This window comes from Gordonia sp. i37 (genome assembly GCF_002043085.1).
Lineage (GTDB): Bacteria > Actinomycetota > Actinomycetes > Mycobacteriales > Mycobacteriaceae > Gordonia > Gordonia polyisoprenivorans.
In genome coordinates this window covers 11,821-28,235 of record NZ_MVPX01000358.1, presented here as the reverse complement: position 1 = coordinate 28,235, position 16,415 = coordinate 11,821, and the positions used below count along the sequence as shown (strand labels likewise).

Sequence of the window (16,415 nt, the reverse complement as noted above, 5' to 3'; positions counted from 1 at the left end):
TCGAGCAACGCGCGCATCGAGACATCGGAATCGTCGGCGAACGACAGGTCGGGGTGCGGCGCGGCGGCAAAACCGCCGTGCCCGTCGGTGTCGGCCTCGCGGTGTGGCGGCGACGTGTCATCGGTGGAGGGTGGCACCCCTCCACGGTAGACATGTCCGATCAGCATGGTGTCACGATCCCGGTCGATCGATCATCAGTCGTTACCGACTCGTCGATCGGCGGTAGAGCAGCAACGACACCGGCACGCACACCGCGAGGATCACCAGGCTCGCGCCGATCGAGTACCCCAGGGCGTGGTCGGCGACCCAACCGGAGGGCGTCGGGAAGTCCGGTGGCGCACTGTTGCCGAACTTCTCGCGCGCCATCGTCGCCACCGCGGTCACCGGATTCCATTCGGCGATCGCGCGCAGCGGCCCCGGCAGACTCTGCGCGGAGATGAACGCACTCGAGAGGAATGTCACCGGGAACATCCACAGGAACCCGATGCTCTGGGCCACTTCCACATTCGGTGCTGCCAAACCGCTGACCGCACCGATCCAGGCCATCGCCAGGGCGAACAACGCGATCACGGCAAAGGCGATCACCGCGTCGCCGGCGCTGCCGCGGACCCGCCAGCCGATGGCCAGACCACTGGCCACCATGACCGCGAGACCGATGGCGCCGAGCAGCATGTCCGAACCGACGCGTGCGGCGATCACCCCGATGCGTGACATCGGCAGCGACCGAAGACGATCGACGATACCCCCGGACATGTCGCCGGCGAGACCGACGGTGGTGAAGGCGGCGTTGAACACGACGGTCTGGGTGAAGATGCCTGCCATCAGGAACTCCCGGTAGGGGGCTCCGCCGAGGGTGGCGCCGAAGACATAGGCGAAGAGCACCACGAACATCAACGGCTGGACGGTCGCCGAGAGCAGCAGGGTCGGGATGCGTTTGACGGTCAGCAGATTTCGTTCCACCAGGACGGCGGTGTCAGCGAACATCGCTGGGCTCCAATCGTTGTGGGTCCCCACCCGTCGGCGGGTCGGCGGCGACGCGACCGGTCAGCCGGAGGAAGACATCATCGAGGGTGGGGGTGGTCACCGAGGCGTCGACGATCTCGATCCCGAACTCGCCGCAGATGCGCACTGCGGCAACGGCACTGCGCGTTCCGCCGGCGACCGGCACCGACCAGCGCACGTCGTCGATCCGCTCGGGCATGCCGAGACCGACCTCGGCCAGCGTGGTCGCGATGACCTCGGTGGCGGTGCCGCTGCCACGATCGTGCCGATCGTGATGCGGGGCGACCTCGACGGTGAGTATCGCCGGCGCGGTGGTCTCCTTGAGCTCTGTCGCGGTGCCCTGCGCGCGGATCGTGCCGTGATCGATCACGGTGATCTGATCGGCGAGTTCGTCGGCCTCCTCGAGGTACTGGGTGGTCAGCAACACCGTCGTCCCGGTGGCGACCTGCTCACCGATGACCTCCCAGATCTGGCGCCGGCCACGGGGATCGAGACCGGTGGTGGGCTCGTCGAGGATGATCAGCTTCGGGTCGTTGATGAGCGCGCCTGCCAGGTCGAGGCGTCGTCGCATGCCGCCGGAGTAGGTGCGCATCGGCCGATCGGCCGATGCGTCGAGATCCAGATCGTTGATCAGAGCGCGTGCCCGCTCGCTCGCGTCACGTCGCGAGTGTCCGTACAGCTGGGCGACCATGCGCAGGTTCTCGAAACCGGTGAGCGTTCCGTCGACGGCGGCGTACTGGCCCGACACCCCGATGATGTCGCGGACGGCACCCGGGTCGGCGAGCGCGTCGAGACCGCACACCTTCACCGAACCGGCATCCGGGCGCATCAGTGTGGCGACGGCGCGGACGGTCGTTGTCTTGCCCGCCCCGTTGGGTCCGAGCAACGCGTGGACCGTCCCGGCGGGCACCGTCAGATCCAGACCGTCGAGTGCGCGCACCTTACGTCCGCGGCCGAACGGCCCGGAGCTGAAGGTCTTTGTCACACCGGTCAATTCCAGTGCGGGAGCCGAGCCGGTGGCGGGGAGGCGCTCGGTGATCGGGTCGGTCGCGCCGGGGCGCGAGGTACTGAGGTCGGGGTCGAATCCGCCGGCCATACTATGCCGTCCCATCCTGGTTCCTCCCGGTTCGGTGGGCGTCGGGCGCCTCACCCATCGCGGCGATCAGGCTCGCCGGCCGCATGTCATGCCAGTTGTCCTCGACGTAGGCCAGGCAGGCGTCGTGTCCGTCGGGCCCGTACACCTGCTGCCATCCCTGCGGGATCGGCGCGAAGTCCGGCCACAGCGAATGCTGGTTCTCGTGGTTGACCAGGACGGAGAAGACCCCGTCGGTGTTGTCGAACGGGTTGGTCATCGTGATGCTCCCATCTCGTGTGATTCGTGTGGACTCTCGATCGATACCGGGTGGCGCCCGCGTCAGGCCTGCGCGATGGCGCGGGCGAACCCGGGTACGTTCTCGCCCTGCAACATTCGGGCGTGCGAGCAGTTCAGGCGGATCTCGTGGACGTGGCCGCGCAGCGCGCGGGTCCAACCGGCGATGGCCGGCGGCCCCGGCGGCGTGTCCGCGGTCGCGGAGACGAACACCGCATCACCGTCGTACCGGCGTGGATGCCAGTTCTCGGCGAGTCGCGACGCATCGACGAACACCCGGTGCACCGCGGCGAACTCGTCGACGTCGAGCGAGGCCAGCGGTCCGCCCGCGGCCACGACCGCCTCCCACGCACGTTCGATGGTCAGCTCGCCGGAATGCCGGGGCCGGATGCCGAATTCGGCGAGCAGTGCACCGAGATCCGGGGTGGTGTCCAGATCGGGACGTTGTGCGACGACGAAGGCGTCGAGCACCATCAGCTGGCCCACCTTCTCACCGGACTCGGTGAGTTGCACGGCCATCTCGTGGGCGATGAGACCGCCCAGCGACCAGCCGAGCAGATGATACGGGCCGTCCGGGTGGATCGTCCGGATCTGCTCTACGTAGTGAGCTGCCAACTCGCCCACCGTGTTCGGCGACACGCCGCCGCTCAGCGCCGGGTGTTGCAGACCGTACACCGGGCGGTCGGCGGGCAGATGGGCCAGCAGCGAAGAGAAGCTCCACGACAGGCCGATCGCCGGATGGATGACGAACAGCGGGGCCGGGCCGTCGGTGGTGCGTCGACGCCGCAACGGCAACACCGTCGCCATCGCCGACGGTGCGTGGTCGTCGGACTCGGGGCTGCAGACGCCGGCAGGCGTTGTGCTCGCGGAATCGCCCAGTACGGCAGCGAGTTCCGCGGGCGTCGGCGCCGCGAACAGGTCGTTGACCCGGATGTCGCGACCCGTCGCCGAGGAGAGACGGGCGCTCACCTCCGTCGCCGACAATGAGTTGCCGCCGAGGTCGAAGAACCCGTCGTCGGCGTGCACCGCGGACGGTGCGATCCCCAGTATGTCGGCAAAGGTCGACGCGACAAGGGTTTCCGTGCCGGGCCTGGGTGCGCGACCGGCTTCGGCAACGCGTGCGGGTTGCGGCAGCGCCGCGCGATCGAGTTTGCCGACCGGTGTCAGCGGGATCTCGTCGAGAACGGTGATACTCGCCGGGACCATGTGTCGTGGCAACCGGTTCGCGACCTGCCGGGTCAATGCTGCCGTGTCGATCGTGGCGCCGTCGGCCGCGCGGACGTACGAATGCAGGCCGGCCGGGGCCGCCGATCCCTCCTCGGCCGCGTCGTCCTCCACCAGCACGGTGACGGCGAAATCGACTGTCGGATCATCACACAGGGCGTCGTCGATCTCACCCAGTTCGACGCGGAAGCCGCGCAACTGCACCTGGTTGTCCGATCGGCCGACGTAGCGCAGACGTCCGAGCTCGTCCCGCGCGACCAGATCGCCGGTGCGGTACATGCGGGCGCCGGCCCAGTCCGGGCCCGCGAGCATCGGGACCGGTAGATACCGCTGCGCGGTCAGCGCGGGCCTGCGGTGATATCCGCGGGTCACCTGATCACCGAGCAGATACAGCTCACCGATCACCCCGGTCGGTACCGGATGCAGACGTGGGTCCAGGACCAGTGCGGCGACACCGTTGTTGGGTGTGCCGATGGTCAGCGCGCCGATCTCGTTCGGATCGGCGTGCGCCACAAGCGGTTCACTGCCGGTGACGATGATCGTCGTCTCGGTGGGACCGTACACGTTGAGCACGGTCCGATCGGGTGCCCAGCGACGGACCAGGTCGGGGCCGTAGGCCTCACCGCCGATGGCCAGGTGCGACAGTGTCGGAACCGACGCCGGATCCATACTCGCCACCGCAGCGGGCGTGATGAACGCGTGGCTGACGCGGTGCCGGTCGATGAACTCGGCCAATGCCGTTCCGCCGTAGAGGTCCGGCGGCACGATCACCAGTGCAGCCGATCCCGATGCCGCCAGCAGGAATTCCAGTACCGAGGCATCGAAACTCGGGGAGGCGAAATGCAGTACCCGGGAGTCGGCGCCGGGCGCCATGCGGGTGTGCAGTTCGTCGTGCACCGCGCGCAGTCCGGAATGCGGCACCAGCACGCCCTTGGGTCGCCCGGTCGATCCCGATGTGTAGATGACGTAGGCCAGGGCGTCGGTGCGGTGCACCGGGATACGCTCGCGGTCGCTGATCGGTGTGGGTGCGCTGCGGCCGAGTCGCGACCGGGTTGCAGTCGAGTCGACGACCACCGTGGGCACGGTGTCGCCGATACGCTCGGCGACATCGGAACGGGTGAGCACCAGCACGGCACCGGAATCGGCGAGCATGTGGGCGATCCGGTCGGCTGGGTACGTCGGGTCGATCGGCACATAGGCGGCGCCCGAACGCACGATCGCCCAGATCGCGACGAGTGCGTCGATCGAGCGCGGGATCGCCATCGCGACCACCGGTTCGGTGTCGCCGAGGTCGCGTCCCAGGATCACCCGGGCGAGCCGATTGGCGCGGGCGTCCAACTCGGCGTAGGTGAGGGATTCCTCGGTGCCGTCGGCATTCTCGGCGACCGCGGCGCAGCCGTCCGGATTGCGACGGACCGCCTCGTCGAACAGCGTGCCGAGGGTGAGCGGCGGTGCCGATTCGGGGCCGCGTGCCGGGCTGATGTCGGCGACCTCGAGCGGATCGGTGATCCGCACATCGCCGATCGGGCGGTCGGCGTGGGTGATCATCGCCCGCACGACCCGCAACAGACGAGTTGCGAGGATCTCGGTGTCGGCGTGGCCATAACGGGTCCGATCGAAGGTCACCTCGAGCATCGCGCCGGGCGCCGAGGAGCTCGGCGCGGTGCGGGCGGCGAGTCCGGTCACGGTGAACTGGAGATCGAACTTCGCTGCGGCAGCGCCGACGTCGAGGATCTCGCCGGTGAGCTCGTCGGACAGCGGCCACGCCGTCCCCAGGAGCCCGTCACCGAAATCGTGGACCGACAGCGCGATCTGGAACAGCGGATGCCGACCGGGGCTGCGGTCGGGGTTCACGGCCTCGACGACCTCGTCGAAGGGGGTGTCGCGGCGATCGAGGGCCGACAGATCGGCATCACGAACTCGCTCGAGCACCTCCGAGATCGTGTCGTCGGGCCGTACCCGGGTTCGCAGCGCGAGGGTGTTGACGAACATTCCGACCATGCCGGTGCAGTCCAGGGCGGGGCCGTCGTCGTTGGGGCCGGACCGATTGGCGACCGGGCTGCCGATCACCAGGTCGTCGCCGACGCCGAGTCGGTGCAGCAGGATCGCCAGCGCGGTGTGCAGCACGGTGAAACCGGTGGTGGCGTTCTCCCGGGCCCAGGCGACGAGATCGCTGCGCAGGGCATCGTCGATCGGTACCGCAACGGTGCCCGCCCGACCGGCGCCGGCCTCATCGGCTGTTGCCGCACGGGTGGCCGGCACGGCGGTCTCGGTGGGCGAATCGGCGTGTAGCTCGGTCCAATACGCGAGATCGTCGCCCTCGAGCGCTGCCGCGCGGATCGCGTAGTCGCGGTAGTCGACGTCGGGTTCGGCCCAGGCGTCGGTACGGCCGGCGAGACGCTCGGCGTAGGCGGCGGCGAGGTCGGCGGCCAGGATGGGCAGCGACGCGCCGTCGGCGGCGATGTGGTGGATCACCAGCAGGAGTACATGAGTGCCGTTCTCGTCGCTGTTTCCGGCGTCCGGCGACTGCGCCAGCAGATGCGCCCGGATCGGGGCCTGCGACACCGGATCGATGGGCTGGGCGAGTCGCTCGGCGATCGCTGCGGGCAGCTCGTCGACGGTCTGTACGGCGAGATCGCCGATCACCGCGTGGCTGTGCTCCAGGACCACCCCGTGCGGTGCGGAGTTGAGCGCGGGGAACACGGTCCGCAGGGAGACGTGCTTGGCCACCAGGTCGGTGAGCGCCCCGCGCAGCGCGTCGAGGTCGACGCGGCCGTCGAGCCGGATGGCGAGCGGGATGAGGTAGTCCGTCGACGCCGGGTTGGCGCGCGCGATCGACCACAGTCCGCGCTGAACCGGTGCCGGGGGCACCTGTACGGGACGGGACACCGCGGGCCGTTCGACCTTCTCGGATACCGGGACGGGTTGTGCGGCAGCGGGATGCACCAGCGTCGCGAGATCGCCGATCCGCGGGTGATCGAAAAGATCACGGACCCGCAGCGCCGTACCGCCGTGGTGCCGGTTGAGGCGGCTGATGACGGTGGTGGCCTGCAAGGAGGTTCCGCCGAGACCGAAGAAGTCGGCGTCGGCGTCGACCTCGGCGGGGTCGATGTCGAGTATCCCGGCGATGGTCTCGGCGACGAGCGCGAGGGGAGAGCGGGTGTCCGGGGCGGCGGTCGCGGGTTCGTCGGCGGCTGCCGCAGCCGTGCGCTCCAGGGCGAGCAGGGCTTTGCGGTCGAGTTTGCCGTTGGGGGTCAACGGGATCTCGTCGATCACGATCACCGCGGCCGGCACCATGTGCGACGGGAGCGTGCGCGATACGAAGGCGCGCAGGTCGGCCGGGGTGGGGGCAGCGGAGTCGACCGCGCAGGAGTCGACTGCGGCGAGCCGGACGTATCCGAGTAGTGCCGCATCGGCGCCGCTGCCACCGACCGCGGCAGCGGCGAACTCGACGGCAGGATGCGCCGCGAGCGCCGCACCCACCTCGTCGAGTTCGATGCGGAATCCCCGTACCTTGACCTGGTTGTCGCTGCGGCCGCGGAAGATCAGCGAGCCGTCGAGCCGCTGGTGCACGACGTCGCCGGTGCGGTACATCGGCGTGCCGGCGCGCACCCCGGGCAGGTCGGGGGCGGCGATGAAGCGTGTGGCGGTCAGGGCGCTGCGGTGCAGATAGCCGCGGGCGACTCCCGGCGAGATCAGATACAACTCGCCCGGGCAGTCGTCGGGAACCGGACGCAGACGGTGGTCCAGGACGAGTGCGGTGGTACCGGCCACCGGTGTGCCGATGGTGATCTCGGCGCCCGGCTGCAGCGGTGCCGACATGGTGGCGACGATGGTGGTCTCGGTCGGTCCGTAGCAGTTGATCATGCGGCGGCCGGGAGCCCAGAGTGATACCTGCTCGGCGGTGGTTGCTTCGCCGCCGACGGCCAGCGTCACCAGGTCCGGCAGCTCACGGTGACCGGCGGTGGCCAGAGCGGCCGGGGTGATGAACGCGTGCGTGATCTTTTGGGCGGCAAGGAAGTCCACCAGCTCGTCACCGCCGACGATGTCGGTGGGCGCGATCACCATGGTTGCACCGGCGTCGACGGCCAGCAACAGTTCGAGCATCGACGCGTCGAAGCTCGGGGAGGCGAAATGCAAGGTGCGAGCACCGGATTCGACTCCGTACCGGTCGCGCTGCGACGAGCTGAAGGCGGCGAGGCCGGCGTGCGTGACGATGACGCCCTTGGGTGTGCCGGTTGAGCCGGAGGTGTAGATGACGTAAGCGGCGCTGTCGGGGTGTCGGTCGGCGCTCGATTCGGCGAGCGCCGCCGTCCGCAGTTCCTCTTCCGGGGTCCGCGGGGAGGCGAAGTGCAGCGGCCACGCATCGAGGGACACGGTGTCGATCCACCACACCGGATGCGGCAGGGTGCCCAGGCGGGTGTCGGAGGTGATCCCCAGCAGCGCAGCGGAATCGGTGAGCATGTGGGCGATCCGCTCGTCGGGATGGCGCGGATCGATCGGCAACACCGCGCCGCCGGCCAGCGCGACGGCCCAGGTGGCGGTCACCGAGTCGACCGATCGTGGCAGGGCGACGGCGACGACGTCGTCGGTACCGATGCCGAGATCGCGCAGGTGTGAGGCCCATCGTTCGGCGCGCGTGAGGAGCTCGCGATAGGTCAGCGCAGCGGTTCCGTCGTCGACGGCGACGGCATCGGGGTGCTCGACGGCAGCGGTCTCCAGGAAGTCGGCGAGGTGACGCGGCGCCGGGGCCTCGTGGTCGGGGATCCGGACCTGGGCGGCTCGGGAGGGCAGCACGTCGTCGAGGGGCCGATCGGGATCGTCGAGGACGGCGTGTGCCAGCGCCACCAGATCGCGGGCGACCGACTCCACGCGAGCGCGCGAATAGACGTCGGTGGCATAGGTGCAGACCAGGGTGTCCGAGCGCAGCCGGATCTCGAGATCGAAACGGGCCGAGCCGGTCTCGACCTCCTCGGCCGACACCTCGAGCCCCGTCAGGTGCGGCAGTGGTAGCTCGGTGGCGCCGTCGCGCATCGACGCGTCGGCGGCCAGCGCGATCGAGAACAACGGATGACGGCCGGTGCGCGGCGGGTTGATCCGGGCCACGAGGTACTCGAAGGGCATGTCGGCGTGCACGAGTGCATCGAGATCACGATCGCGCACCTCATCGAGCAACCGGCCGAAACTCTGCTGCCCGTCGACCGGGGTGCGCAGCACCACCGAGTTGACGAACATCCCCACGATGTCGGCGAGCCGGGGATCGGTGCGGCCCGACACCGGTGTGCCGATCACGACGTCGGAAACGGCGCCGTCGATCTGCACCTCGGGCCGCGCGTCGTGATGCCGCAGCGTCGCGGCCAGCAAGGTGTGCAGGAGCGTGAACTCGGTGACGTGGTCACCGGCGAGGTCGCGCAGCCGGTCACGGATGTCGCGGCCGAAGTCGACGCGGACGACACCGGCGGCATCCGGGGTGGAGTCCTGCCGATCGCCGGCCGAATCATTTTGTGCAGGTGCGGCATCCGGGGCGAGGACCGGGGTGTGATCCATCCCCGAGAGGGTGTCCTCCCACCAGTCGGCGAGCGTCGCGAGGCGACTGTCCCGGTCGTCGATCCGGCGCGGGTGGACGACCGCGCCGGGATCGACGCCGAGACCCCGGGCCTGCCACCGCAGATGATCGCGGTAGCCGACCCGGAGAGGCGGTTGCGACGATGATCGACCGTCGCGAATCCGCGCATAGGCGCCGGCGATGTCGTTCGCGAGCGGCGCCATCGACCAGCCGTCGGCAGCAATGTGGTGCACGACGACGGTCAGCTTGTGATGATCGGAGTCGCCTGCAGGCGACTCGATCCGGTGCAATACGACCCGCAGCGGGGTGTCGCGGGTCAGATCGAACGGTTGCCGGGCCAACGCGCGGGCCGCCTGCGGCCACAGCTCGGCGGTGGTGTGCTCGAGCGCGAGATCGACGGCGGCGTCGTCGGTGTCGAGAACCCGCAGCTCGGGCCGTCCGTCGATGTCGGGATAGATGGTGCGCAGCGGTTCGTGACGATCGACCGCGTGGCGCAACGCTTCCCGGAGCGCGTCCACGTCGAGGTCGCCGCGCAGATCGAGGGCGAAGGCGATCGTGTACGAGGCGGTGTCGGCGTCGGGATCGTCGGCGCCGAGTCGATTCAGGAACCACAGTTGCTGCTGCGCCGGCCCGGGAACGACGGGACCGTCGTCGGACGGCGGGGCGGGTGCCGTACCCGGTGTCGGGTCGACCTCGCCGACCTCGCCCGCCAGCCGCGCCAGACCGGCCACGGTGGGATGGGCGAACACCTCGCGGACCTCGATACGACGCCCGCCGAGCTGTTCCAGTGCGCCGGCGAGGTGGGTGGCCAGCAGCGAGTTGCCGCCGAGCTCGAAGAAGTCGTGATCGCGACCCACGCTCGCCGGGTCGAGTTGCAACCGCTCGGCGATCACCTGCGCCACCATGCGTTCGGCGGCACCGACGGGCGCGACGTATTCACCGGTGTCCGAACCGATCTCGCCGACCTTGCGGGCGGCGACGGTCTCGGGGTCGGCGAGCGCGCGGCGATCGATCTTGCCGATCGGGGTGGTCGGGATCGCCGACAGGGCGACGATGCTGCGGGGAAGCATGTGTGCGGGAAGATGGTCGCGGATGCGGTCGGAGACACCCGCGAGCGTCGACGCGGGATCGACGTCGGCGTCGAGCGTGACGAAGGCGACGATGCTCGCGCTCTCGCCGGAGCCGCTGGTGATGGTGACCGCGGAGGCGACGGCGTCGTCGGCGGTCAGCACCGCGTCGATCTCGCCGAGTTCGATACGGTGCCCCCGGATCTTGGTCTGATCGTCGGTACGCCCACGGAACTCCAGCTCGTGCTCGGAGGTCCACCGCACCAGATCGCCGGTCCGGTACATCCGGTCGCCGGGTGCGCCGAAGGGGTTGGCGATGAAGCGCTTCGAAGTCAACGGCCGAATTCCGTGATAGCCGCGGGCGAGGTGTGGTCCGGCGATGTACAACTCGCCGACCGTGCCGGGCGCCACCGGCTGCAGCCGCTCGTCGAGGACCATCGCGGCGATCCCACGGATGGGCCGGCCGATGGTGATGGTCGAATCGAGCGATGTGATGTCCTCCGACACGGTGGCCACCACCGTCGTTTCGGTCGGTCCGTACGCGTTGAACAGCGCCGGGCCGCGCGACCAGTCGCGCACCGCCTCGGGATTGGGGTGTTCGCCTCCGATCACCAGCGCGTGCAGATCCGGTACGTCGTCGGGACTCAGGGTGGACAGCAGAGACGGTGTGAGGAAGGCGTGGGTGATCCCGCGTTCGTTCATCAGCTCGGCCAGTTCACGACCGCCGACGAGACCGGGCGGGGCGATGTGCATGGTCGCTGCCGCCGCGATCGCCATCAGCATCTCCAGGACCGAGGCGTCGAAACTCGGTGAGGCGAGGTGCAGTGTGCGTGACCGCGCGGTCAACCCGAAGTGCGCCACCTGATGCGCCGCGAAGTCGGCCAGCCCCCGGTGACTCACCACGACGCCCTTCGGGGTGCCGGTCGTGCCGGAGGTGTAGATCAGGTACGCGGGGTGATCGACCGACAGCGGCGCGAGTCGCTCGTCGTCGGCGATCGGTGCGTCGGCGTGGTCGGTCCAGCCGTCGGCCTCATCGAGGACGACGACGCGCCGATCGCCGGCGATGCCGCTCACCGCCGGTGCCGACGCCGAATCGGTCAGCAGCAGAACGGCGTGCGAGTCGTCGATCATGTACGCGATCCGCTCACTCGGATAGGTCGGGTCGACGGGCACCCACGCCGCTCCGGTCCGGGTGATCGCCCACACCGCGGTGATCGTGTCGACACCTCGGGGCAGGGCGACCGCGACGAAGCTTTCGGGGCCCGCGCCGAGGTCGAGTAGTTCGCGTGCGAGTCGGTTGGCACGGCGGTCGAGCTCACGGTAGGTCAGGGAGGTGGTCGCGTCGCGCACCGCGATGCGGTCCGGTTCGGCGCGCACGGCCTCGGCGAGGAGATCGGTGAGGTGCTCGCCGGGACGCCCCGCGATCCCGACGGCGGGGACCAGTCCGAGACGCTCGGCGGGATCGAGGAGCGCGATGTCGCCGATGGGTCGTGCCGGGTCGGTCACCACGGCTTCGAGGATGCGGCGCAATCGGGTGGACAGCGAGGCAATGGTTGTCGCGTCGAACAGTGCGGTGGCATAACCGATCTCGACCGACATCCCGGCGGGTGTGCCGTCGGCGTCGTGTCGTTCGGTGAAGGTGAACTGCAGATCGAACTTGGTGTGCCCCACGTCGATCCGCGAGGCGGTGGCCGACAGATCGGCGAAGTCGAGGTCGATGGCGTCTGCGCTGTCCCGGCCACCACCGTGGCCGCCGGTGATCGCGTCCTCGAGAGCGACCGACACCGAGAAGAACGGATGATGGCCTGCGGCGCGGGTCGGATTGAGTTCGGTGACGATCCGGTCGAAGGGCAACTCGGCGTGGTCGAACGCGTCGAGATCGGCGGCACGGACGGCGTCGAGCAGGGCATCGAACCCCAGGTGCTTGTGTACGCGGGTGCGAAGCGGAATCGTGTTGACGAACATGCCGACGAGATGGTCGAGGTCGGCGTCGCCGCGTCCGGCGACCGGAGTGCCGATCACCAGATCGTCGTGGGTGGATCCGGTGCGCAGTAGGGCGGCCACGAGCGCGTGGAGCGCCATGAAGGTGCTCGCGCCGCGGGATTCGGCGACGGTGTGTAGGGCGGCGTGCGCATGAGGGGGCAGCCAGACGCTCGTGGTGGCGCCGCGGGAATCGTGTTCACGCGGGCGGGGGCGGTCGAGGGGAAGCTCGGTCTCGGCCGGCGCATCGGCCAGCGCGGCCCGCCAGAATTCGAGATCGTCTGCGGCGGAATCGCTTTCCATGGCCGCGTGCCTGGTGGCGCTGAATTGCGAATAGGACACCCGCAGCGGGGCCCACTCGGGGGCGCGCCCCGCGGCGCGACTGCGATACGCGGTCGCGAGGTCGTCGGCCAGCGGTGTCAGCGACCATCCGTCGGCGGCGATGTGATGGATGACGATCGTCAGTCGGTGATCGTCGGACCCGGCACGGACCAGGCGGGCTCGCAGGGGGATGTCGTGGGCGAGATCGAAGGGGGCGCCGGCGAATTCGAGATCGCTCACGGCCTTGTCGGTGTCGGTGACGGTCAGATCGATGTCGACGTCGGCGGCGTCGTGCACCTCGATGCACGCGGTGCCGTCGATCTCGACCATCGTGCTGCGCAGCGGTTCGTGGCGGGTGATGACGTCGACGAGCGCGGAATGCAGTGCGTCCACATCGAGTTCGCCGACGAGGCGCACCGAGAACGGGATGTGGTAGTTGGCTGATTCGGCGGAACCGAGCCGGTCGGTCAGCCACAGCCGATGCTGGGCGGGAGACAGCGGCACCGGGCCGCTGGGGGAGCGCCACCGAGTGGAGTCCGGTGCGGTATCGAGTGCCGTGTCGTCGACCATGGTGGCCAGTGCGCGCAGATCGGCGGAGTCGAAGATGTCGCGGATGCCGACGCGGCGGCCGGTGGCCCGGGTCAGTCGTGCCGCGACGCGGGTCGCCGACAACGAGTTGCCGCCGGCGTCGAAGAAGTTGTCCGACATCGACATCGACGAACGTCCGAGGACCTCGCCGACGGTGTCGGCGACGAGATGTTCGGTCGCGCCGACCGGCTCCACGTGCGCCTCGGAGCCCGCACGTTCGGGCACCGGCAGGGCACGACGATCCAGCTTCCCGTTGGCGGTGGTCGGCATGTGCTCGAGCAGCATGAGGGTGGTGGGCACCATGTGCGCCGGGAGCCGTTGCGCGAGTTCGCTTCGCAGGTCCCGGGAATCGAGGCGATCACCGCACAGGTATCCGACGAGCACCACGTCACCGTCGACGACGTCACCGCGCAACGCCACCGCGGCCGAGGACACACCGTCGAGCTGTGCCAGCACCGTTTCGATCTCGCCGAGCTCGACTCGCTGGCCGCGGATCTTGACCTGGGAGTCGCTGCGCCCCAGGTATTCCAGGGCGCCGTCGGTGCGACGGCGGACGAGGTCACCGGTGCGGTAGAGGCGCCCGCCGTCCGCGGTGGCGATGAACCGCGACGCCGTCAGATCCGCTCGGGCGGCGTATCCCCGGGCCAACTGCGGTCCGCCCAGATAGAGTTCGCCGATCGCGCCCACCGGCTGCGGGCACAGGCGATGATCGAGGACGATCGCGTCGGTGTTCCAGACGGGTGTGCCGATGGGGGTGACGGTCTCGTCGGCGCGGCAGTGGTCGTGGTGGGTGACGTCGATCGCGGCCTCGGTCGGGCCGTAGAGATTGTGGATCGGTGCGTCGGTGATGCGTGCGGTGGCGGCCACGGTGGCCGGGGTCAGCGCTTCGCCACTGGTGAGGATTCGACGCAGGCCGCTCAGGGTGCTGGTGGCGTTGTCGACCTCGGCGCCGAGGGTCTCGGCGAACGCCGCCAGCATGGAGGGGACGAAGTGCACGGTGGTGATCGCGTGGCGGTCGATGACCTCACGTAGATACCAGGGATCACGATGCCCGTCGGGGGTCGGTACGACCAGCGCCGACCCGGAGATGAACGGCCAGAAGAACTCCCACACCGACACGTCGAAGGTGGCGGGGGTCTTCTGCAACACCCGGTCGCCGGGGGCGAGCCGGTAGCGATCCTGCGTCCAACGCAGGCGGTTGACCAGCGCGCGGTGGGTGATCGTCACGCCCTTGGGCATGCCGGTCGACCCGGAGGTGAACAACACATAGGCCGGCTGATCGGGCAGCGGACGCGACGGGCGGGTCCCGGAATCGGTGGATGCGGTGGACAATTCGGACACGGTGAGTGTGGCCGCGGCTGTGGGCAGCGCCGGTCCGTCGGAGTCCACGATGATCGCGGTGGGGGCCGCGGTGGCGACGATGTGGGCGAGTCGCTCGGCCGGTTCGGCCGGATCGATCGGCAGGAATGCGGCACCGGCCCGCAGCACCGCGTGCAACGCGACGACCTGTTCGACACTGCGTGGCAGTGCGACCCCGACCACCGACTCCGGTCCGATCCCGCGCGCCGTCAGTGCGTCGGCGAGTTGTTGTGCGCGTGCGGTGAAGTCGGCCAGATCGAGTTCGTCGCCGGAGGTGGCGTCGACGATCGCGGTGCCTCCCGAACGGGTGTGCCCGGTGTGGGTGCGGACTGCCTCGTCCAGCAGGTCGAGGACCGTGGCGTCGCCGAGATCGACCGGGTCGCCGTGCGATGCGGCGTCGATGCGCGACTGTTCGTCGATCCCGGGCAGCGGCAGTGAGGTGATCGGCAGGCCGGCGTCGGACCGGACGAACCGTTCGAGGAAGTCGATGATCCGACGGTGGTGGGTCTCGATTTCCTCGGGGGAGTACAGGTTCGGGTTCGCCTCGAGATCCAGCCGCATCCCACCGGTGAATCCGTCGTAGACGTTGATCGAGGCGTCTTCGACGGGTCCGGTCGACAGAACGTTCAATTCGCCTCGGAGAGTGGCGAAATCGATATGCTCGAAGAACAGCATCACGTTGACCATCGGGCCGAAGAAGCCGCGCCGTCCCGAGGGCGAGTCGAGCACCCGGCCGGTGATGTCCTCGTGGCGGAAACGCTGATGGCGCAACGCCGCCCGGACGTCGCCGTTGGTGGCGCGGATGAGATCGCCGATGCTGCGCGGGGCGTCGTCGGCGGTCAGCTCGACGCGGATCGGGAGCACGTTGGACGTCAGACCCGCCGAGGTGCGCAACAGGTCGTTGTCGCGGCACGCCACCGGCAGCGAGGTCATCGCCTCGGTGCGGTTGTTGAGCTTGGCGAGGTAGGCCGAGACCGCGGCCGTGATGACTGACGCCACCTTCACCTGGTGACGTTCGGCGACTGCGCGGATGGTGGCGATCAGATCGGCGTCGAGGACTGCCGGGCGGACCACCGCCACCGGCGCGGCCGGCGCAGATCCGGTGGACAGCGAGGTGATCTCCGCGGGGGCACCTGACTCGTCGTGTAGGCGCGAATCCCAATACTGCAGGGCGGAAGCGAAATTCGGTGACTCACGCCAATCGCGGTCGAACTCGGCGACCTGCGCCATCGTCGCGGTGTGCGCGGGCGGAACATCGGAGCCGGTGGCCAGCGCGGTGTAATGCGCCGCGACGCGCAGCATCATGTACATCGCCGCGTAGCCGTCGAATGCCAGATGGTGACCCCAGCAGTACCAGATGCTGTGGCGGGGACCGAGTTCGAGCAGGTAGGTCTCGAGCAGCGGGTCGGAGAACAGGTCGGTCGGCTGTGAGCGGTGCTCGTCGATCCAGGCCAACGCCGCAGCGCGCGGATCGTCGGCGTCGGAGAAGTCGCGGCGGTGCAGCGGGATGGTGCGAGTGTGATCGACCCTTACCTGGGGTTCACCGTCTCCGGGTTCACCGGCGTTCACATCGCCCTCGGGGGAGACCAGGGTGATCAGACCGGACTCGGTCTCGATCGAGGTGGCGGCGACCGCACGGCACATCAGGTCGGCGTCGACGGCGTCGTGAAACTCGGCAAACGCGGCCACCGACATCGGCACCTCGGGTTCGAGGAGCTGCGCGTAGTAGATGCCGCGCTGTGCTGCGGTCATCGGGATGGCGCCATCGGTGTCGGTGAGCTCGATGGTCAGGTCGTCAACACTCATGAGGTGCCTCCTTGGCGTGGACCGGACTCGGTGCGGTGCCGGGTGTGGCTCAGCAGGGTCTTCGGACGGCAGATGGGCCCAGATGGGTTCGGATTGCGAGAAAACGTGTGTTCCCCGTCACTCCTGACGACCC

At 69.3% G+C, this 16,415-nt stretch carries 4 protein-coding genes; all 4 read right to left on the bottom strand.

Annotated elements, in window-relative coordinates; all coding sequences use genetic code 11:
* Window positions 1-201: 201 nt before the first annotated feature.
* Window positions 202-984 (bottom strand): ABC transporter permease, encoded by a 783-nt coding sequence (locus tag B1964_RS17480; RefSeq protein WP_020170462.1) that lies wholly within the window; start codon window positions 982-984, stop codon window positions 202-204.
* Window positions 974-2,098 carry an ATP-binding cassette domain-containing protein gene (locus tag B1964_RS17475; RefSeq protein ID WP_079930659.1) on the bottom strand — a complete coding sequence of 375 codons (1,125 nt, stop codon included), beginning with the start codon at window positions 2,096-2,098 and terminating at the stop codon, window positions 974-976. Before B1964_RS17475 ends, B1964_RS17480 begins: the two co-directional genes overlap by 11 nt.
* 1 nt (window position 2,099) lies before the next feature.
* Window positions 2,100-2,354 (bottom strand): MbtH family protein, encoded by a 255-nt coding sequence (locus tag B1964_RS17470; RefSeq protein ID WP_079930658.1) that lies wholly within the window; start codon window positions 2,352-2,354, stop codon window positions 2,100-2,102.
* Between the two features lie 62 nt (window positions 2,355-2,416).
* Window positions 2,417-16,282, bottom strand: coding sequence for a non-ribosomal peptide synthetase (locus B1964_RS17465; protein WP_079930657.1), 13,866 nt, complete (start codon window positions 16,280-16,282; stop codon window positions 2,417-2,419).
* Window positions 16,283-16,415 lie beyond the last annotated feature (133 nt).